The 19674-nt window shown below is 38.0% G+C and carries 19 protein-coding genes and 1 pseudogene; 13 read left to right on the top strand and 7 right to left on the bottom strand.

The window, feature by feature from the left end:
• Positions 1–59 precede the first annotated feature (59 nt).
• The 3 genes from QKW49_RS13825 to QKW49_RS13815 form a co-directional block, all read right to left on the bottom strand.
• Entirely contained in the window at positions 60–1943 is a 1884-nt protein-coding gene (locus QKW49_RS13825; RefSeq protein ID WP_282863236.1) for an S-layer homology domain-containing protein, read from the bottom strand.
• A 144-nt stretch (positions 1944–2087) separates the two neighbouring features.
• Positions 2088–2822, bottom strand: coding sequence for a stalk domain-containing protein (locus QKW49_RS13820; protein ID WP_282863234.1), 735 nt, complete (start codon positions 2820–2822; stop codon positions 2088–2090).
• A gap of 212 nt (positions 2823–3034) precedes the next feature.
• The gene (locus QKW49_RS13815) at positions 3035–3547 is read right to left on the bottom strand and encodes a hypothetical protein (protein WP_282863232.1); all 513 of its coding nucleotides are present in this window, start codon (positions 3545–3547) and stop codon (positions 3035–3037) included.
• Positions 3548–3725: 178 nt separating this feature from the next.
• On the opposite strand from QKW49_RS13815, the gene QKW49_RS13810 reads away from it, so the two are divergent.
• From QKW49_RS13810 to QKW49_RS13800, 3 genes are all read left to right on the top strand, one after another.
• Positions 3726–3962 (top strand): LuxR C-terminal-related transcriptional regulator, encoded by a 237-nt coding sequence (locus tag QKW49_RS13810; RefSeq protein WP_282863231.1) that lies wholly within the window; start codon positions 3726–3728, stop codon positions 3960–3962.
• Between the two features lie 337 nt (positions 3963–4299).
• Complete coding sequence (locus QKW49_RS13805; protein WP_282863230.1) at positions 4300–5262, top strand: C39 family peptidase; 963 nt, start codon at positions 4300–4302, stop codon at positions 5260–5262.
• A 90-nt stretch (positions 5263–5352) separates the two neighbouring features.
• Positions 5353–6540, top strand: coding sequence for a hypothetical protein (locus QKW49_RS13800; protein ID WP_282863229.1), 1188 nt, complete (start codon positions 5353–5355; stop codon positions 6538–6540).
• 444 nt (positions 6541–6984) lie between these two features.
• Here QKW49_RS13800 and QKW49_RS13795 read toward each other — a convergent pair.
• Positions 6985–7131 (bottom strand): annotated as a pseudogene (locus QKW49_RS13795) (IS3 family transposase); the annotation flags it as partial.
• An 80-nt stretch (positions 7132–7211) separates the two neighbouring features.
• A complete protein-coding gene (locus QKW49_RS13790; protein ID WP_282863228.1) occupies positions 7212–7499 on the bottom strand; it encodes a transposase in 288 nt (95 codons plus the stop codon).
• 527 nt (positions 7500–8026) lie between these two features.
• Between QKW49_RS13790 and QKW49_RS13785 the strand changes: the two genes are divergently transcribed.
• Positions 8027–8911: a hypothetical protein gene (locus QKW49_RS13785; RefSeq protein WP_282863227.1), complete on the top strand. Its 885-nt coding sequence runs from the start codon at positions 8027–8029 to the stop codon at positions 8909–8911.
• 155 nt (positions 8912–9066) lie between these two features.
• Positions 9067–9573, top strand: coding sequence for a hypothetical protein (locus tag QKW49_RS13780; protein ID WP_282863226.1), 507 nt, complete (start codon positions 9067–9069; stop codon positions 9571–9573).
• A gap of 166 nt (positions 9574–9739) precedes the next feature.
• Here the strand turns inward: QKW49_RS13780 and QKW49_RS13775 are convergent, their stop codons facing one another.
• Positions 9740–11116: a HAMP domain-containing sensor histidine kinase gene (locus QKW49_RS13775; RefSeq protein ID WP_282863225.1), complete on the bottom strand. Its 1377-nt coding sequence runs from the start codon at positions 11114–11116 to the stop codon at positions 9740–9742.
• Positions 11113–11832, bottom strand: coding sequence for a response regulator transcription factor (locus QKW49_RS13770; RefSeq protein WP_282863224.1), 720 nt, complete (start codon positions 11830–11832; stop codon positions 11113–11115). The genes QKW49_RS13775 and QKW49_RS13770 overlap by 4 nt, the downstream gene beginning before the upstream one ends.
• A gap of 146 nt (positions 11833–11978) precedes the next feature.
• Between QKW49_RS13770 and QKW49_RS13765 the strand changes: the two genes are divergently transcribed.
• From QKW49_RS13765 to QKW49_RS13730, 8 genes are all read left to right on the top strand, one after another.
• Positions 11979–12893: an ABC transporter ATP-binding protein gene (locus QKW49_RS13765; RefSeq protein ID WP_282863223.1), complete on the top strand. Its 915-nt coding sequence runs from the start codon at positions 11979–11981 to the stop codon at positions 12891–12893.
• Positions 12890–13642 (top strand): ABC transporter permease, encoded by a 753-nt coding sequence (locus QKW49_RS13760; protein ID WP_282863222.1) that lies wholly within the window; start codon positions 12890–12892, stop codon positions 13640–13642. The genes QKW49_RS13765 and QKW49_RS13760 overlap by 4 nt, the downstream gene beginning before the upstream one ends.
• Positions 13643–14380 carry an ABC transporter permease gene (locus QKW49_RS13755; RefSeq protein WP_349239029.1) on the top strand — a complete coding sequence of 246 codons (738 nt, stop codon included), beginning with the start codon at positions 13643–13645 and terminating at the stop codon, positions 14378–14380.
• 240 nt (positions 14381–14620) lie between these two features.
• Positions 14621–15328, top strand: a complete 708-nt coding sequence (locus tag QKW49_RS13750) for a response regulator transcription factor (RefSeq protein ID WP_282863221.1) — start codon at positions 14621–14623, stop codon at positions 15326–15328.
• Positions 15325–16773, top strand: coding sequence for a HAMP domain-containing sensor histidine kinase (locus QKW49_RS13745; RefSeq protein WP_282863220.1), 1449 nt, complete (start codon positions 15325–15327; stop codon positions 16771–16773). Before QKW49_RS13750 ends, QKW49_RS13745 begins: the two co-directional genes overlap by 4 nt.
• 20 nt (positions 16774–16793) lie before the next feature.
• Entirely contained in the window at positions 16794–17891 is a 1098-nt protein-coding gene (locus QKW49_RS13740; RefSeq protein WP_282863219.1) for an outer membrane lipoprotein-sorting protein, read from the top strand.
• A gap of 280 nt (positions 17892–18171) precedes the next feature.
• On the top strand, positions 18172–18450 hold the full coding sequence (locus QKW49_RS13735) for a hypothetical protein (protein WP_282863218.1): 279 nt from the start codon (positions 18172–18174) through the stop codon (positions 18448–18450).
• Between the two features lie 233 nt (positions 18451–18683).
• A complete protein-coding gene (locus QKW49_RS13730; RefSeq protein ID WP_282863217.1) occupies positions 18684–19631 on the top strand; it encodes an ROK family protein in 948 nt (315 codons plus the stop codon).
• Positions 19632–19674 lie beyond the last annotated feature (43 nt).

Raw genomic sequence — 19674 nt, 5'->3', positions numbered from 1 at the left:
AATCTTATGCTAGGCTTTAGTATAGAAACTTTCCCAAAGCCAAGAATTCTGTTTATAGATTAATGCATATTATCATAATTTCTGTACTGCTCATAAGTACGTTTGATAAGTACAATACCTTCTTCACGGCTGGTATTGAAAAGCGGTGCGATTTTTCCTTCGCCAACGCCCTTCATTATGCCGTTTTCGTAAGCATATCGCATAGCATCTACGGCCCAGTCGGCAATATCTTTTCTATCAATGAAAGGAAAATCACCGTTTATACTTCTCTTATGCGATGGGACAGCAGCGTCCAGTGTACGGACAATCATTACACACATTTCTTGACGTGTAATATATGCATAAGGAGAGAAGGTATCCGGAGCTATTCCTTTAACGATCCCTAGACCATAAGCTTTAATAATCTCAGGATTGTCGGTATCATCGAATGGTTTTTGATCAGCAGTTGCGGTTTTATTGCTTAGCTGCTCATACAATTTAACAGCAATAGTACAGAATTCCTCACGGGTGATTGGTTTTCGGTAGGAATTAGTTATCGATGGATAAGTTAGCCCATAGCTGTATGCTTGCTTCAGCTCGTTCTCAGCCCAAAGGCTCTGCGTACCATCAAAAATTGTATTATCATCATCATTAGTACCAGCATCACTTGATCCATCCTCAACAGGAATAGTAACTGTTGCTTCGTTGGAGGCGATTGAGCTTCCCATAATGTTTTTGGCGCTTACAGTATACTTGTATACTTTACCGTTTTTAGGATTCAGGTGTTCATAGGTGGTAACGTTTGAAGGAACACTCACAGTGCTCGCAGCAGCACCAACTTCGTTAATAGAAATTTCAAATTTCGATTCATTTGAAGCGTTATCTTTCCATTTTAGCGTAACCTTATTGTTTCCATAGCTTGCTGTCAAATCTGAGGGGGCATCGGGAACTTTTGGATTGGGTATGATGAAGTTAGGGACAGTGACACTCGATTCATTTGACCATGCCGAAGAACCCCAGATATTGATTGCCCTGATTTTGTATTTATAGATCTTCCCTTTTGAAGCATTCCCGCCTTTGAGAATATTGTCTTCATAAGTGGTAGAATCCGAATTAAGACTAATTATACTACTATTGCCTTCAGAATCGCTCTTCGATATCTCAAAAGCAGATTCATTAGAAGAATTATCCTTCCAAGCCAAAGAAATTTTGCCATTGGCGTATACTGCCTTGAGGTTGGAAGGTACAGCAGGAGCAGTGGGTGAGATATCCGGTATATCAATACTAACTTCATTAGACCAAGCCGAATATTTATTATCCGAACCTTGGGCGCGCACGGAATATACGTATGTATAACCTGGCTTAAAGTTATAATCATCAACGAATGTTGTGGTATTAGCAGGAACATATTGAGGCCCGCCCCCGCCATTTACTTCATAACAAGATATCTCAAAGCCGGTTTCGTTAGAAGAATTATCTTTCCAAGTCAGAGTAATCTTATCATTGTCGTAAACAGCTTTAAGATCAGAAGGCGCGGCCGGCACAGAACTGTTGCCCGGAATATCGAAGGTGAATTTAATAAAAATGCTTGCCTTATCTGACCAATCTGAGTCAACTACTATCCCTTTTGCACGTATTTGGTAGGTATATGTATAACCTGGCTTGAAGTCATAGCTGTGAACATATTTTGCTGTGTCTTTGTCAATTGCAGGTATGCTCAGCGCGTGAGGAATTGAGGTGGTGTTGCTTTCTATAGCTGAAATTTCAAAACCTGTTTCATTATCGGAATTATCCTTCCAAGTGAGTGTGATTTCATCTTTATCATTATCAAAACTGATTGATAAATCGGTTGGTGCGTAGGGTAGGGTAGGGATAGGGGGGACCGGTGCTGCTAATACCGGAAAAGCTGTACTAATCAGTAAAAGCATAAGTATTAATGAGATTACTGTTTTAATGTTTCGCATAAATAATACTCCTTTTTAACTTTTTTCTTATATACTAAAAGCGATTAATATATTAATCGCTTTTGAAATTCACTTTAGTATGTAATCATATGGTTAGTACTATTTGTTTCTAAGCATAAATGAAAATAATCAATACTGTAATGTTCAGTTTGTAATATTAGTTGATGAACTGGTATTCTTAAAGGTAGGCTCACCAATAATTAGTTGCCTGAGTGTACCAACATTAACCACTGAGGAATATATGTATAGATTATTCACTCCGCCAATGTCGATATCAATGTTGGTAGTTTGACCTGGCTCCAGCGTGACACTCTTGATAACAGAGCCATCCCAGGTTTCTTTTTTGAATTCTACAACTACGCTTCCTTGTGCATGTTCATCTAAGAAAAGAGAAGCAGTAAAGCGCTTGTATTTCCCGTTGGGTTTGACATAACATTTATAGAATAGTCCAGTGACAACCTCTTTATTAGTAATACCCCATTTGTAGGTGGTATCGGAAGTTGTTAATTTGTCTATGTCAGTGGTGAGGATAGTACCATTATCGTTATGGTACATAGACGCATCATTTACGGGTACACTATCGGTTTTTCCTCCAATCCATACGGTATTTGCATTGCCGTCCCACTCAATAGGGATACCCAGCGCATCTGCAAGATTACGTGCAGGCAAATAAGTCCGGCTGTTGTAGACAATAGGTTTTACATAGGTGCCGTCAGCTTCTGTAGGATTAAAGTCCTTGCCGAATAGTTTCATCTTAATAGTGTTGGAGAGTATGGCACTGATATTGATATCGTCTGCAGCCAATACAGTTGCGAATGTTCCAAATAACAGCAGGCATGATAAAAAGCCCGCAATAAATGATTTAGTTCGTTTGAACATAGAAAAGCCTACTTTAAACTTTATATGTATATTTTATATATATGACGTTATTTTACTGTGAAAAAAATGTGAAAGTATGAACGATTATGATAAATTTCTATGATCACTTTGTATATAAATTTTTCCAATCAAGTGCCAATTCCGGATAATGGCCGGACGGTACAGGCGGTCCGAAGCTATTTGAATGAAGCCGGGTATAATATTTTATTAATTTAGTTTACTTGTGAATAGGAAGAGATTGAATATTTGGTATCAGTTTGCGTTTTGTTTTTGGCATAATGTTCAGCGCGCACACGGTAATATTTGCCGGGTGTATAGGTTGTTAATGCATCACCGGTTAGATTGCTGGAGTCGGTTTTCCTGAAAGTCCAGCTTTTTTTATCTACCCATTCGGAGCCATTCCATTCCTGAAGATATAAAGTAGTTCTTAAGGAATCAACAATAGTATTTGTGGTTGTGGAACAGCATACATATAATTTGGACTCGTCCTTCTTAAAGGATGAGTGGTAGTTTATGATAAAGCTGATACTTTCAGTAGTTACGATATTCACGTCCTTATCTATAAAGGCGTTCACGTCTTGACTGCTGCCGGAATCCGAAACAGTTGCTTCGATTCCTTCCGTTGGTTTAGAGGAATACTGTTTGGTGTTTGATGCAAATACTGATTGTTGTAGGCCTAGCACTACAATTAATACAAATACCATTAATTTAACATACTTTTTCATTTAAAATTCTCCTTTCAATTTTCAAAAATAGCTTTCAATAACATAGACCGGAAAAATGTGTGAATCGTCACAAAATTCAGAAAAAATTTTTTATAAAGTTTTTCAAAAAATGTGACGATTTATATTTTTTTCAGTCTTATATTATAGAAGGCAAAAGATAAGGAGAAAATGTCGAAAAATGAGAGAGCGCAGGGACTGCAATGATAAAGAAGCTATTAAATTAACATCAAGGCAGTTGGAGATTTTGAAGATGATAGCTGAAGGATATAAAGAGAGGGAAATAGCGCAAGCACTGTATATCAGCATTAGAACAGTTAAATTTCACAAGGCAAATATATATAACATATTGGGTGTAGAACGCAGTGAAGAAGCTATAGTGAAAGCTTTGCAGAAGAAGTTGATTTCTATAGAGTAAAAAAACTGTACTAAAGTACAGTAGGAATCTGGTACAAGCTGTGGTAAGGTGATATTAGTATAAAAATAAATATAAAAACATAACTGGGATAAAATGTAATATATGAGGCTTCACCTCTAGAAGCTAGGTTGCCTATTAATTACAATTACCACCATGAATGGTTATAGCTGATTATTTTTACATATTACTCAAAGTTTTAAGAGTTTTATATCATGTAGAGTTAAATATACACTCAGTGATAATACAAAGAGTGGCGCGCGACATATTCTGTATTATATGTTTTTCTAAATAAGTATATTAACTAATAAAAGCCAAAACATGAATAGGAGGAGTTAACATGGTTAAACTTAAGAAAATAGTACCAACCATTATGATAGGAGCAATTTTTCTCTGCTCCCTAAATATTCAATCTTTTGCAGCCACAAATCATTGCCCTAATGAAACCGGATATATGCCGGAACCCCATTATGCAGGATATCAGACTGAAGACGATAAAATTGCTGCAGAGGAAAAATTAGCGGCGTTTACAAGAATGAATAATATTAAAAGAAAACTAAAAAAGTTCGATTCAAAACAAAAAGCAACCATTGAAAAAAATGATATCACTAGCATGAAGGAGGAACTTAATGAAATTCTAAAAGACTATGGAAATGGAGTTACTACTGATGAGTTTTTAGCTTATGACGATAGTGCTAACGGAAAAACTCAAACATCAGCAGCTACAAGAGGAACCATTAAAACAGTAACTATGACTCCCGAAGCTCAAATTAACTATTATTATTATGGTCCTGCTTCAGAAGCAATGGTATTAAAAGGAAAGGGAATAAGTACATCACAAAGTATATTGGCAGGCTCGAACTATATGGATACAGATAGTTCGAAACAAACATATCTTTATAAGGTGCCTTATGCTTTAAATAAATATAAGGGGACAAATGGACTGAAATTTAACTACAGTTATATTATGTCATCATCTTCAGAGACTGCAACGGATTGGGCTATACGTATGACTGATGCAGCAATTGGGTGCTTAAACACAAACTATGGCACAATTTATGACACGTATTCTACAAAGAGTACTAAATTGGAAGGTTACGAGACTGTCCCAGCAAACGGGTTATATCATTATGTAGCAGGTTATGGATATGATGATAGAGACGATAGTAATAGATACTGTTATTATATTGATCCCAATCCAAATGGAAAAGGTTCATATAGCCATACAAACTCATACGGCAGACATACTATTGCATTTAGAACAATGGGAGCACTTACAAAACCCCTTGGATTAGTATTTTAAAGTGTTTTTTGTTTAGATTTCTGTACATACCATTAGGGTTACCCTAATGGTATGTACAGGATTATGATAATATTAGAATGGAGAATATTTATGAAATTGAAACCTTTTATTTTTGGGTTATGTATAATCATCATGCTTTTAGCCGGATGTTCAACTCAGTCTTCTCAGGAATCTAGTATTGCTACATTAGAGAATTTTGAACATGTAGATAATATTAGTAATAAATTTGATTTCTCAGTTATTGATATTAATTTTATAGATAAGGAAACTGAATGTCTTTTTGGGTTTGTTTCACCTTCCGGTATACTTGCATATGATATTTCGCAAGATATATTTAAATTAATTGATTTGAAAACAGGCATAAAGGAAACTATTCTAAAATTATCAGAGGGACAACGTGCCGTTAATTTTAAATATGATAATCATTCTATTGTGTGGGTTGAAGATGGGGAGACGGAAACTAATAATATAATCGGCAAAAATTGGGGAATATATGAATATAATATGTTAACAAAAGAGATAACAATCATTGAAAAAGAAAGCGAAGAGACTACACCCAGCGACAGAGCATACTGTGCTACGCCGAATGAATTTTCTTTTAAAGACGGCTATATCGCATATGTTGCTAATCAGGACTATAATAATGGTTTTTATTCATTATTAAAGTTACATAGTTTGAAAACAAAAGAAACATTAATTATTGACAGTATACAGCTATCACTAGAAGAAATAAATGCAATATGGTTTAGTGTTCCATCTGTAAATAGTAAGTATGTCGCATATAGCATCTCACATGCAGATCTTGATACGGTAAAAGAGTTTGGAAAGCTCTATCTTTATGATATTCAAAAAAAGGAAAAAAGCTTGTTGAAAATAGACAGTAATGTTTTAAAACCTGTATTAAATCAGAATAGGATTGCTTGTAGAATGAAACCGGATGGAGAAAATGAAAATTCGGAAATATATATATATGATATTGACAAAAATGAATGGACAGCAAAAATTACAAATAGCAATTCACTATATAAAGGCTACATAGCTAAACCCTTTGAACTTATCGGTTTAGAATCAGACGGTAATTATTTGGTTTGGTATGAGTCACATCATAATGCATTAGGATTGTTTGATTTTAACACCCTTGAAGTAAAGCCTATTGTAACGCGGGATATGAATAAAGAGGTAACTAAAACAATGTTCAATAGTAAAATGCTTTTATGGGAAGAACACGATTTTATTACGCGGGAGTATAAGGGATTTAAAGCAATAATTTTAGAATGAGGGTAACGAAAGTTCAGTGCGACAATGGGGCAGGAGGCAATTATAGTGGCGATTATATTATCCCAAAAGATTTTTTAAAAGAAGTATGGCGATTTGTTCAACCTTTTGCAGAACAATTAGATGTAGAATCTGAACAATAGGCACGGTTCTAATAAAGGCTAATTGCAGTTTGCCCCAAAAAAGCTGAGAAGTAATTTTACTCAGCTTTTTTAAATTCATCTATGAAGTTTTTGGTATTGCGCAAACTGCAAAATTGCGATCGAAGAGTGAAGCCGCGGATGGCTTGAATACAGGAAGGCCTAGGGGTGACCTTTTCTCGATAAAACGGACACTCTACAGTTAGAATATCTTCGTTTTTCTTACAATTTCTCATTATGCCATTATTTCCGCATTTATTCCACGGTCCTCTTGACAATGAGCCTCCGCCAGCATGTTCTTAAGCATCAAGAGCCTCCCTCTAATCGTGCTGAAAAATGTTTCTGCACAGGCATTATCATAACAGTTCCCCTTCCGACTCATGCTACATACCATTTTGTGTTCTTTTAGATATCTTTGGTAATCATAGCTACAATATTGTACCCCTCTATCGGATCCGCTCCTTGAAACATCAAGTACTTGGCACATCTTCTCAACCGGAAATACGGAGCTGTTTTCCCTAATAAAATGATAGGCTACTTCTGGTTGTCTTTCACGAAGATTGCCGCAGCTTTTTTTAATATATCATTCGTCATCTCCAAATCAGCGATTCTTTTCTTTTTTTCTCTAAGCTCTGCTTCTAATTCGGCTATCCTAGTCTTCTGAGGGTCCTGACTATCGGTATATTCTTTAAGCCAATTCCTTAATGTTTGAGGGTTGACTCCAAGATCTTTAGCTACACTGATAGAAGACCTGCCTTCTTCTTTTACTAGTCTTATTGCATCTTCCTTAAATTCCTTGCTATACCTGTTTCCTGTTGACATTTTCATCGCCTCCACATGATTATATTATACCTAACTCATGTGTGTCCGGCAAATCGGGTATGGGTCAGGGTGTAGAACGCAGTGAAGAAGCTATAGTGAAAGCTTTGCAGAAGAAGTTGATTTCTATAGAGTAAAAAACTGTATTAAAGTACAGTAGGAAGCTGGTACAAGCTGTGGTAAGATAATACCAATAAAACAACTAAATATTACAAAATATATAAAATAATACATAAACAGAAGTAATTAAAATTTTTTAACCAATGACTTACTTGAGCGAAGGAGGATTATTTATTTTTTGATTAATTAAAAGCATAAAGAACAAATGAGGGGAGAGATGAGTGATGATGCATATAAGACCTCCAAACAAAACAGATTTTAAAATACCGCTTAGCTAAAAGGAATCAAGGAGCAGTTTTTGTAGTTAAGTTACTTGTCCTATATGCATGGCAAACAATAAGAATGAGGAGAGTTTGTTTCACAAAATTCATTGGGAGCCAAAATAAATAATTTGAAAGGATGATAAAATAATGAAGAAAATAAAACTAATGTTAGCATCAGGTGTATTAGCATTATCGATTTTCACTATGGGTATTGTAGTGGATGCTGCATCTATACGGCAGCAAGGAATTAGCTCATGCGGTGCAAGCTATAATTCTTCTACTGGTAAAGTTGCAATGAAATCTATGTTGAAGAGTGGTAAGAGTGCTTCAAATATTAAGGAAATTCAAGCACGTGGAGACTATTATAGAAATGGTAATTATCTCGATTCAGTTGAGACCGATACAACTGGTGGTTACAGCAGTGCAACTGCATCGTATAGTGCAAATGCTTATACCGGATCTGTATATGAAGTAGAAGGTTCGGGCTATTATATTATGTCTTCTTTACCCAATAATATATATTATGATTTTAGTTCGGTGTCCTATGTATATAATTCAAAATCCTCTTCAAATCTTGTTAATAAGTCTATAGTTAGTGAATCTATAGACTTATCAAATAGTAAAAATGAGCTTGAAATGTTCTATAAAAATTTAGATGAGCATATTGCTTCTACGTTTGATATAGCATTAAATGATTATCAAAAAGTTAATATTTCAAATTTGGGAAAAACTGAAGAAAACGCTAAATTAGTTAAAACCTATCTAAGTATTCCTAAAGAATCTGGTGATAAAAAACCTTCTATTTATTTGAAGAACGACAGTGAAGGTTTTATAATAATGCAAAAGGCAGATGGAACTAACAAAATCTATTATTTGGAGTTGAGCAAATCAAAAGATTGGGTTGAAAAATCAGACGATAGTGTTAAAGGAAAACTTGTGAAGTTTAATAATGAAGAAGTATCAAAAGGTTCTACTAAGGTAAGCAAAATAAATAATGGCACTGAGATAGTTGCAGAAAAAAGTGAACAATAAATAAATTACAATGTTACTATTAAGATTGCCCATTTAAACTACATTCAAATGAAATTAAAAGGGATTACGATTTTCGAGTTATCCTTTTTGATTTTCATTATTTCTCAATTCGAGTTTGTGAAAAAATATACAGATAATAGGAGGTCCTATATATTATGAAAAAAATTTTGATGTTAATTAGTATAGTAAGTTTATTTTTTATCTTGTGTGCTTGTAATGATAAAACAACCTCTTCTGAACCAAAAAGTAGTAGTAAGTTCGAGGTTTCAACGAGCAAAGAGGAAAGCTCGAGTAGTACAAAGCCTGAGAGTTCTTTCAAAGACGAAAAAGATTTGCAAGAATACACTAGCCAGTTAGATAATGAAATTGCTAAGTCATTTGAAATTGATTTGAATGAATATATTAAAGTTGAGAATTTCCTAAATAAAAATGATCCCCAAAATGATAAAATCGCTATAATTTATAATTATATTACAAAAAAGGATTTGGAGCCAGGAGATAAAAAACCTTCTGTTTATTTGGAAAAAAGTAATAATAAAAATGGAATCGTACTGATTCAAAAAGCAGATAAATCCAAGAAATTGATAAGCTTTCAGTTAGATGATTCGGTTATATTAGAAAATGCTGAGAAAGGTATAGTTCAAGAAAAAATAGTTAAATAGAAAAGAATAACGAAACACAGGAAATCAGAAAAAGCTGAGCAAGTAATTTTACTTAGCTTTTTTAAATTCTAAATTTCTTCAAATTGTTGTTGCTACAGGAGAACAATAGGCACGGTTCTCGTTGACAAATCATGTCCATTTGCTCATAAGGGAAAAAGAATATTAATTAATTTGGTACCGCATTGCTTACAGGCAGGCAAAGTACAATAATGCAGCCGCCTTCGGGAAGATTACGAAACTCTGTGGTTCCTCCGTGCGCCTTGATTATTTGCCGTACTATGGTAAGGCCGAGACCGTGGTTTTCCAGCCGGACAGAACTTATGGGGTGATTTAAATTGTTAAGCATCTTATGTGTGAAACCGACACCGTTGTCGGAAACGCTAACAGAGCAATTGCCCAGACCTATTTCTAAAGTTACCTTTATCGTGCAGCCGTTTGGGTTATGGCGGACACTATTCGTTATTAAATTGGAAACCGCCCGTTTCAGAAGTTCCTCGTCGCCGGAAACTATGGCGTTTTGTGCATTTTCGCCGATCATTACGTCAATTGAATAGCTGTTATTAAGTCCGCCGTTTAAAAAGTCGGCGACCACGCTGCGCAGGAGCACCGACAGCGGGACGGTGGTTTGCCGGATTGGCTGCATGTCGTATTCAAGTTTGGACGCCAGGTTTAAGTCGCTAATCAGTGTTTTGATCCGTTCGCTCTGTCTGCGTATAATACCGGCTTGCTCCCGCTTGGCCTGCGATAATTCGGGATCGTTCTCAAACTGGCTTGCATAGCCCATAACAAGAGAAAGAGGGGTACGGATATCGTGGGACACGCCTGCAATCCATGTTGTGCGGGCGTTGTCCCGCTTATTGAGAGAGGCTTCTTGTTTTGCCAGCTGTGCGGAAGTTTTATTGATTCCCGCAGCAAGGTCTCCGAGAAGACCGTTTATAGAAAGCTCCACCGGCCGCTTTTCGGCCATGTCCTCAATGCCCTTTGCCAGAGGCTTCAAAGAGCGAAACAAGCGCATTCCGAAAAGCAAAGCAAGCAGTATTGACGCAACGCCGTTTAATATCAAAACGGCGGGAAACCATACGAGTGTACTTTCTATTACTTTTTGCGGCATTTGAATATGTTGCTTCCAGACACTCTCTTTTTCGCTGCCAAGCACAAAGAGACCGTCCGGATGCCGCCAGACATAGACCGGATAATCATTTAGATACCAGCGGGTAAAACAGGCCACATCCGAAATAGAGTACGTCAGCGGTACGTCACTTGGCACATTCTTGTTCCAGATCACATTGCCGTTATCGTTTAGCAGCATCGCCCATTGATTTTTCTTTTCAATTTCACTTTTTACGGATTCGGAAAGTGTGAAAACACCATTAGATCTTGTCAGGCCGTTTGCAAGCTGTGAAACGCTGTAGTCTTTTTGCGCTATTTTGCCCGACTGAACCGTCCATGCTACCAGTACAGCGAAATTGATGACAAGCAAAATAAGCGTAACCCCGGCTGCGGAAAGTACATAACGGGTCAGGATTTTCATCATGCTTTTCATTTGTCTTCTACCCCCGTCAGTTTATAGCCAAGGCCTCGTACGGTAAGCAGGTACCGGGGCGTGGACGGCTCCGGCTCTATCTTTTCGCGCAGACGCCGGATGTGAACCATCAGCGTATTTTCATACCCGTAAAGGTCGTCGCCCCAAGCGGCGCGGCACAGACTATCTCCGGTGACGATGTTCCCTCGGTTTTCATACAGCTTTTCAAGAAGGGCGAATTCCTTCGCCGTGAGCGTAAGCCGTCCGGCCTTTGTCATAATTGTTCCGCTGTTAAGGTCAACCTTGTTTTCACCAAGGTAAAAAACCGGTTTTTTCATTTTCCGCAGCACGACGGGGAAATAGGCTCGGTTAAGGACGGCTTTCAGCCTGAGAGTCAGCTCACGCGGCAGAAAGGGTTTTGTAATATAATCATCCGCTCCGAGCCCCAGGCCGAGCAACCGGTTTTCATCCTCATCGCGCGCGGAAAGAAACAGTACGGGAACAGCGGATATGGTGCGGAATTCGCGCATCAATGAAAAACCGTCTCCATCCGGAAGGAAAACATCCAGAATCACGCCTTCCGGCTTCTCCGACGAAAAGAGTTGACGTGCTTCTTTGCAGTCTGCGGCGGAAATAACCTTCATAAAGCCTTCCCGCCTCAGTATTTCACTTAGCATCTTGCGCAGCTCCGGTTCGTCGTCTACGATCAGCAGCTTGCAGTCAAAAATATCGTTCATTGTTATCACCATCATCATTATAGCGTAAATACGGGATGAATTGGGTACTTTCCCTTAAATTTAAGGTAAATGTAAGCTTAAGTACAGGTTCATGTAAGGAGGTTCTGTTATTATGTTTCCAGTTTAGCGTAAAGGGGGACATTAAAATGTCTGATATTATCACAACAATCGGCCTATGCAAACAGTACGGGAAGGTTTTGCGGGTGAAGGATCTGGATCTTAAAGTGCGGGAAGGTGTTATCTACGGTTTTCTTGGGCCGAACGGTGCGGGTAAGTCTACCACAATGAAAATGATATTAGGCCTTGCAAGGCCCACATCCGGAACCATCACCGTGTTCGGCAAGCCGGTCAACAGCAAAAACAGGCTCGCTATCTTGAGGGAGGTCGGGTCCCTGATTGAATCGCCCAGCTATTATGGGCACCTCACTGGCGCGGAAAATTTGCGGATTCTTTGTGCGCTCAAAGGTGTGCCGGAAAAAGATATTGACAGGGTGCTGAAAATCGTCCGGCTGGAAAATCAGAAGGAGAAAAAGGTCGGACAGTACTCAATGGGCATGAAGCAGCGCCTTGGGCTGGCCTGCGCGCTGTTGGGCAACCCTAGGCTTTTAATTCTCGATGAACCGACAAACGGTCTTGACCCGGCGGGCATCCAGGAGATGCGTGACCTGATTTGCTCACTGCCGAAACAATTCGGCATGACGGTGATGGTATCAAGCCATCTGTTAAGCGAAATTGATCAAATAGCCGACAATGTCGGAATTATCAGCAACGGTGAGCTTGTTTTTCAGGATACTTTATCAACGCTTCATGAAAAAAGCAGGCAAAGCATTGCTGTCCGAACAATGAATAACGAGGAAGCAGCCAAAATACTAAGCGGGCAGGGCATCGCCTGTCCAGTAAAGGAAGATTACCTTTTGTTGCCTAGGCTTTCCGATAACGAGCTTGCCGGCCATATTCACCGGCTTTTTGAAAAAAATGTAGGCGTGGTGCGTATAGAGGAACGGCGTAAGAGCCTTGAGGATATTTTTCTTGAGTTGACCGGAACGGCGGTGAGTTTATGATAAAGGCGCTTGCTATGGAATTCCGGAAAATCCGCCGCAGAAGGGTATGGGCAATTGTTGCTGCGTTAATTTTAGTGCAGATACTATGGTCTTTGTGGGGCATTCAAGGAATGGACGCACACGACCTTTCACAGGGTTGGATGTATTTTCTATACCAGTTTCCGCTGCTTAATTCCATCATGATGCCGGTCATTGCGGCAGTGGTAGCATCGCGGATCTGCGATATTGAGCATAAGGGTCAGATGTTTAAGCTTCTGAATACCGTGATGCCCGTTGGACGTTTGTTTGCCGCCAAATTTTTATGTGGAGCTCTGTATATGCTCGCTGTGGTTATTTTACAGCTTGTTGTCATTGTTGCTGTGGGCTATGCAACCGGATTTGATGGAAACCCGCCGCCCGATAAATTATTATATTACCTGCTCTTTACAACAGCCGTAAACCTGACCATTCTTTTACTGCAGCAGGTTCTGTCGCTTCTGTTTAAGAACCAGATGATTCCTCTTACAGTGGGTATTATCGGGAGCTTTGCCGGACTTTTTACTATGTTTTTTCCGAAAAGTCTTGAAAAACTTGTTCTTTGGGGATATTATGGCGTGCTGATGTTTGTAGGCATGAATTGGGACAAGGCTACGCGCATTACGGATTTTTATTATATGCCTGTTGACTGGGCGGGGTTTATCACCTTGACCGTTATGTTTTTCATAATTTATACAGCAGGCTGTGCGCTGTTTATTCGAAAGGAGATGTGAATGATGTTTTTTAGAACGCTTCGGGCCGAAAGAATGAAGCTTCATCATAGTCCGGTCTGGCTTGCTTTTTTTATTCTTCCCATTTTGCCCGCCGTGATGGGTACTTTTAATTATCTGCAGAATGTCGGTATCCTGCAGGATGAATGGTATAGCCTGTGGACGCAGCACACCCTCTTCACCTGTTACTTTTTTCTCCCTGCCATTATAGGTGTTTGCTGTTCCTATCTGTACCGCCTGGAACATATGAACCGCAACTGGAACGCTGTTATGACGGTGCCTGTACCGATTTCGTATTTGTATTTTTCAAAGCTTATGATGGCTTCCGTTATGGTGCTTCTGACGCAGATTTGGATTGGCATACTGTTTGTGATTTCCGGTAAGCTTTGCGGGCTTATCTCTCCTATTCCGCCGGAGCTTCCCGAATGGCTTTTGTGGGGCGCTGTCGGGGGGATTGTAATTTGCGCTCTCCAGCTTTGTATATCACTTGTGATACGCAGTTTCGCCGTACCGGTTGGAATCGCACTGATTGGCGGGGTTGCAGGGCTGGCGGCGATGGCCAAGGGTTATGGTGTATGGTTTCCGTATTCTCTTTTATGCCTGGGCATGCGCGCAAACAAACCCGGCGGAGCAATGCAGTGCAGTACGGAACAGTTTGCCTTTAACAGCCTTTTTTATCTCACTATCTGTATTATATTTGCCGTTATATGGCTGAAAAAACGGGATGTGGTTGCAGGTTAATTTAACACAACAATGGGGACGGCTCATATTGATAAGCCACCTCTGATGATATTTTAACTAAGGTGGTAGTATCGATACTTTATTCTGAATACAAAAGAATAACTAAACAACGTGATAGCAGAAAAAGCTGAGAAAGTAATTTTACTCAGCTTTTTAGTGTTCATGATAATTATAAAGAAATTATTAAGTTTGGTAAAAACATGAAATACGCGTTATAATGTTATCGTGAGGTGAAAAACTGTGGGAGAAAAACTATTAATAGTTGAGGACGATGAAGCAATTGCCGGCATATTAAAAGAACATTTGCAAAAAGAAGGTTATGACATCGTGTGGTCATCCGGGGGAAAAGAAGGATTGGAAGATTTTAAAAATGGCGACTTTGATCTGGTAATTTTAGATTTAATGCTGCCTGAAATGGATGGATTCAGCCTTTGCAAAAATATCAGATGGCTTGACAAGGAAGTACCCATAATCATTGTAAGTGCCAGGCAGGAAGACTTTGATAAAGTTAAGGGCTTGAAGCTTGGTGCAGATGATTATATAACCAAGCCTTTCAGTCTTGTCGAAGTGAGTGCAAGAGTGGAAGCGCATTTAAGAAGGTTCAGGAACACAAACTTCTCTTCCGACAGTAATACAGGCATAAATTTTTTACATGGGCTAACAGTTTTTCCTGAAGGAAATTCGGTTTTTTTAAATGGTGAAGAAATATCATTAACTTCAAAGGAGTTTCAGCTTCTTAATCTTATGATGCAAAATCCGAACAAAATTTTCTCAAAAGAAGAGCTATACGAAAACATTTGGGAAAACATAGACATCAGCGGGAACAATACCGTAACCGTGCATATAAAAGCCCTTAGAGAAAAGCTAAAGGACAGTATCAAAAACCCGGACTTTATTCAGACAGTCTGGGGTGTGGGATATAAATTTATTGGGGAGCGAATAATATGAAGCTTAAGTGGTGGCTGATAATGTCTCATATTATTGTGATGCTGGCCCCGGTGATAATAGGTGCATTTTTGTTTAGTTTTATTTTGAATTACAACAAAAAAACTGAATTAAATGATTACATTACGGCCGTAACAAGATTCAAAGAGTATGAAGAAAAACTCACTAATCCTCAGTATTACTTGAATAATTCTTTTGGGGACAAGCAGCTTGTACCCGAGGAAAAGAAAGAAAGCGTCCAAATTGATCTCTATAACAGCAAAGGACAACAGTTTTATTCTTCGCGAGGCAATGATTTTATGTATATAAATTCTCTGGAGATGATTTATTCCGATCTTTACAGAATCGATAGAGGGTATAGGGCTTATGTACTTAAAAAGCCGGTATTTTATGAAAATAAATTAGTTGGCATTTACAAAATAACGCTGGCCCGTGAAAGCTTTGTCAAAGAAGCTAACGATAGAACAATATTGGCAATGATAAGCTTTGGGGTGGTAAATTTAGCTGTTTTTGTCATAATTGTGATACTTCTAAATAGAAAGTTTAACAAGCCTATAAAGTATTTTGTTGAGGGTATGCATAGATTTGCTGAAGGAGAAGACAGTGATATCCTTTACACGGGAAAAGATGAAATAGGTGAAATCATTAAACAGTTTAACCTTATGAAAGATGAAATAAAAGAGAAAAATGCGATTATTGAGCAGCAGCAAAAGAATAAAGAGTATATGATTTCTGCCATATCTCACGACTTAAAGACCCCTCTCACTGCAATAAGAGCATATACAGAAGCTTTAAGGGAAGAAAGAAAAGGCGATACTTCCAGAGGGAAAATCTCAATTATACTTAGTAAATGCGACTATATGAAAAAAATGATTGAGGATCTAATGATGTATAACCTCCTTACAACAGATTACAAAACCGAATTTGTCCTGGCAGACGGTTCGGAATTAATTGATATGCTTTTCTCAGGCTATGAAGAATCCTGTGGACAGCGTGGAGTAAACCTGAAGGTTTTTGCAGATGTTGCAGGACAATATAATGTTGATATCACCCAGATCACAAGGGTGATTGATAACCTTATGTCAAATGCTTTGGAATTTACGCCTGAAAATGGGAATATAGAGATGATTGCAGTTTCTGCCGGTAAAGAATTTCCTTCTTGTATTACATTGGAGTTCATTGAAGAATTTAAGCATTGGCAGAAAAAAGGCTGTATCGTCTTGATTAAAAATGAAGGAAAAGGTATTCCGAAAGAAGAATTTAATCAGATCTTTGTCCCGTTTTACCAGATTGACAGCTCAAGAAGCAAAGGGCTTAAAAGTGGCGTAGGTCTTGGACTCAGTATTGTTAACCTGATAATTGAAAGGCATAGCGGCCAAGTAAAGGTGTTTTCAGAAGAAAATTGGACTGTATTTGCCTTCTGGATTCCTGAAGTGAAAAAAGAATAAATTTTGAAGGGATGATAAGTATGAAATTAAATAAAATGGTAGCTGGAATTTTGATGACAGTTTTAACAGGGGTATTAATGTCAGGCTGTGCGGCCAAAGGAACAATAATACCTGAAGAATTGATATCAAAGGCTGTAAGTGCCTATGAAAAACCCAAGCCATATTACGCTGAGGTTAAGATTGATGTATATGAGGATGATAAACATTCTGAGAGCAGTATTCATAAAGAATGGGTGGATAATTCCGATAGTCTAATAAAAAGAAGGATAGAATCGGAATCCGATGAAAGCGGAAAGATGATCTCGACGAATGATGGTGAGACGATAACAATCTATATGGAAAAAGATAAAAGTGCCATGGTTATGAAGGCCATAGATGGTTATGGTGGAAATTATAAGGAACAAACCATAAAAGATCTTGGGGTTATATCCAAAACTCACGAGATATCTATTAAGGGAGAAGAACAGGTCAATGGTTTTGACACATACCATTTATATGCGACGCCAAAGGAAGAAAACACTATTTGGGGAGCATATGATTATTGGATTGACAAAAACAACTGGTTCGTTGTAAAAAGCAGCGTAGAAAGTGCAAATATGATAATAAAAACAGAGTATGTAAAATTGGAGTTCAATCCTAAGATGGATGCTGGTTTATTTGTTCAAAATCTGCCTGAGGATGTAAAGATTGAAAATATTGAAGATAATCCTGATAATGAGGGGAGAGAAATAACGTTGGAAGAGGCAGCTGAAATTGCAGGGAAGCACTTTTTGAGTGTTGAAGGTACTTCTGAATATAAGCTGAAAAAAGTAACATATTTAAATTTTGAGAAAATAAATCATAGGGAATTTACTCAAAGCTATGAAAAAGATGGAGTTGAAGTATTCCAACTAACAATAGTTATACCTGATTCTAAGGATGAAAAAGAGGGTAAGACGGAGCGGCTGCCGGAAGAAAGTGAAATACAGGTAAGAGGAAAAACCGGATCGTTAATGAATCTGGGAGCCGGAACCCAAATTATTTTCTGGGAGGAAGATGGTTTGAATTATTCTTTCATAACTACGTCACCCGATATAACTAATGATGATGCAATAAGAATTATAAATAATTTAGAATAGGTAATGAAAAGGACTTGTGCACTAAAAGATTCGGTATTATTAACGTAGAAATATCCTTCCTTGCATTTCTTTGCAAGGAAGGATATTTCTACGTTATCAATTCACATCTCGGGTTTTTACCGCACCGGAATTACCCGAGATCATGAAGGTAATTTATGTAGATGTAGTGTATATTGCTTATTATCTGATTTCTACAGCCCCTAAAAGGTTATGTTAATAGACGTACTAGTAATTTTTATAAATGTTATGGCAGTAGCTGATATTGGAAGTACTAATATTAATGGATCAACATAAAATTAAAAAAGCATTAGAGAGTTGCCTTGATTTAGAGATGCCGAGGCCATGTGGAGCGAATGACAAAAGAATTTGTAAGAGTATTAGAAACGGAGAGCTGCAAGAGAGTGTGTTAGATGAAACAATAAGAAGGATGCTGGAATTAATTCTGAAGGCAGTTGACAATCAGGATAGACAAAGTTATGATAAAGTTGATCATCACAAGTTGGCAAGAAAAATCGCAGCAAAATCCATGGTTTTAGTTATAGACTTTCACAAGATATAGTGAAATATTACCACAGAAGAGGAATCTAAACGAAGTATCTGCTTCTAAGGAGTCCGGTATTGCGGGAGTTATTAATGCAGTTTCAATAAATTTTTAAATGAATTCATAGAATAGAAACAGTTGTATCTTTGAAGGAATAGATGTGACTGTTTCGTTTTTGAAAGGCAAGGGGAAAAAGGAAGGAGGGTTGGGCTATTTATAAAAAAATATTAGTATATAAAGGGTGAGACGGTATGTATATCGGTATTGATTTAGGTGGTACGAATATAGCTGTAGGTGTAGTTGATAAAAAAGGGAATATACTTCATAAAGATAGTGTGTCCACCAGGGCATCGAGACATTACTCTGAAATTATGAGGGATATGGCAGAACTTTCTTTAAAAATTGTAGCGGATGCAAAGGTTCATATTGAAGATATAGAATCAGTAGGAATAGGAAGTCCGGGAACGCCTGATAATGATAGAGGGCTGCTTGTATATTCAAATAATATTAATTTCTATAATGCTCCTATACGACAAGAAATGCAAAGGTATATTAATTTACCGGTATATATTGACAACGATGCTAATTGTGCAGCATTAGCAGAAGCTATTGCCGGCGGGGCTAAAGATGTTAACGATTCGATTACTATTACTTTGGGAACGGGTATAGGATCTGGAATTATTATCAATAAAAAAATCTATACTGGTTTTAATTTTGCTGGAGGAGAATTGGGACATACAGTTATCCAAATAAATGGAGAACCGTGTACATGTGGTAGGAAAGGGTGCTGGGAGTCCTATGCATCTGCTACGGCACTTATTCGGCAAACCAAAGAAGCTGCAAAAGAAAATCCTGAGTCCTTGCTTTATAAAATGATAAATGGAGATATGGACAAGGTGAGAGGAAAAACGGCTTTTGATGCGGCCAAAGCCGGGGACCCTATAGGACAGAAAGTAGTTGATAATTATATATCCTATCTAGCGATAGGCATAACAAATGTTATAAATATTTTTCAGCCTGAGGTGCTGTTGATTGGTGGTGGAATATGTAAGGAAGGCGATTATCTGCTCAATCCATTAAGGGAACAAGTTGCTCAGGAAGTTTACAGCAGAGACATTGCTCAAACTCAGATAAAAACTGCCCAATTGGGAAATGACGCAGGGATTATCGGAGCGGCAATGCTGGGGAAAAGAACATAAGTTATAGATTTGGTGCATATACGATATCTTATATGCACTTTTT

Origin of the sequence: Petroclostridium sp. X23 (genome assembly GCF_030013905.1) — a bacterium.
Lineage (GTDB): Bacteria > Bacillota > Clostridia > SK-Y3 > SK-Y3 > X23.
This window is presented reverse-complemented; position numbering and strand designations above follow the sequence as displayed.

What these genes read in the sequence shown, in the direction of transcription:
- QKW49_RS13825 (WP_282863236.1), bottom strand. Translation starts at nt 1,943, where the DNA reads ATGCGAAACATTAAAACAGTAATCTCATTAATACTTATGCTTTTACTG.
- QKW49_RS13820 (WP_282863234.1), bottom strand. Translation starts at nt 2,822, where the DNA reads ATGTTCAAACGAACTAAATCATTTATTGCGGGCTTTTTATCATGCCTG.
- QKW49_RS13815 (WP_282863232.1), bottom strand. Translation starts at nt 3,547, where the DNA reads ATGAAAAAGTATGTTAAATTAATGGTATTTGTATTAATTGTAGTGCTA.
- QKW49_RS13810 (WP_282863231.1), top strand. Translation starts at nt 3,726, where the DNA reads ATGAGAGAGCGCAGGGACTGCAATGATAAAGAAGCTATTAAATTAACA.
- QKW49_RS13805 (WP_282863230.1), top strand. Translation starts at nt 4,300, where the DNA reads ATGGTTAAACTTAAGAAAATAGTACCAACCATTATGATAGGAGCAATT.
- QKW49_RS13800 (WP_282863229.1), top strand. Translation starts at nt 5,353, where the DNA reads ATGAAATTGAAACCTTTTATTTTTGGGTTATGTATAATCATCATGCTT.
- QKW49_RS13790 (WP_282863228.1), bottom strand. Translation starts at nt 7,499, where the DNA reads ATGTCAACAGGAAACAGGTATAGCAAGGAATTTAAGGAAGATGCAATA.
- QKW49_RS13785 (WP_282863227.1), top strand. Translation starts at nt 8,027, where the DNA reads ATGAAGAAAATAAAACTAATGTTAGCATCAGGTGTATTAGCATTATCG.
- QKW49_RS13780 (WP_282863226.1), top strand. Translation starts at nt 9,067, where the DNA reads ATGAAAAAAATTTTGATGTTAATTAGTATAGTAAGTTTATTTTTTATC.
- QKW49_RS13775 (WP_282863225.1), bottom strand. Translation starts at nt 11,116, where the DNA reads ATGAAAAGCATGATGAAAATCCTGACCCGTTATGTACTTTCCGCAGCC.
- QKW49_RS13770 (WP_282863224.1), bottom strand. Translation starts at nt 11,832, where the DNA reads ATGAACGATATTTTTGACTGCAAGCTGCTGATCGTAGACGACGAACCG.
- QKW49_RS13765 (WP_282863223.1), top strand. Translation starts at nt 11,979, where the DNA reads ATGTCTGATATTATCACAACAATCGGCCTATGCAAACAGTACGGGAAG.
- QKW49_RS13760 (WP_282863222.1), top strand. Translation starts at nt 12,890, where the DNA reads ATGATAAAGGCGCTTGCTATGGAATTCCGGAAAATCCGCCGCAGAAGG.
- QKW49_RS13755 (WP_349239029.1), top strand. Translation starts at nt 13,643, where the DNA reads ATGATGTTTTTTAGAACGCTTCGGGCCGAAAGAATGAAGCTTCATCAT.
- QKW49_RS13745 (WP_282863220.1), top strand. Translation starts at nt 15,325, where the DNA reads ATGAAGCTTAAGTGGTGGCTGATAATGTCTCATATTATTGTGATGCTG.
- QKW49_RS13740 (WP_282863219.1), top strand. Translation starts at nt 16,794, where the DNA reads ATGAAATTAAATAAAATGGTAGCTGGAATTTTGATGACAGTTTTAACA.
- QKW49_RS13735 (WP_282863218.1), top strand. Translation starts at nt 18,172, where the DNA reads ATGGATCAACATAAAATTAAAAAAGCATTAGAGAGTTGCCTTGATTTA.
- QKW49_RS13730 (WP_282863217.1), top strand. Translation starts at nt 18,684, where the DNA reads ATGTATATCGGTATTGATTTAGGTGGTACGAATATAGCTGTAGGTGTA.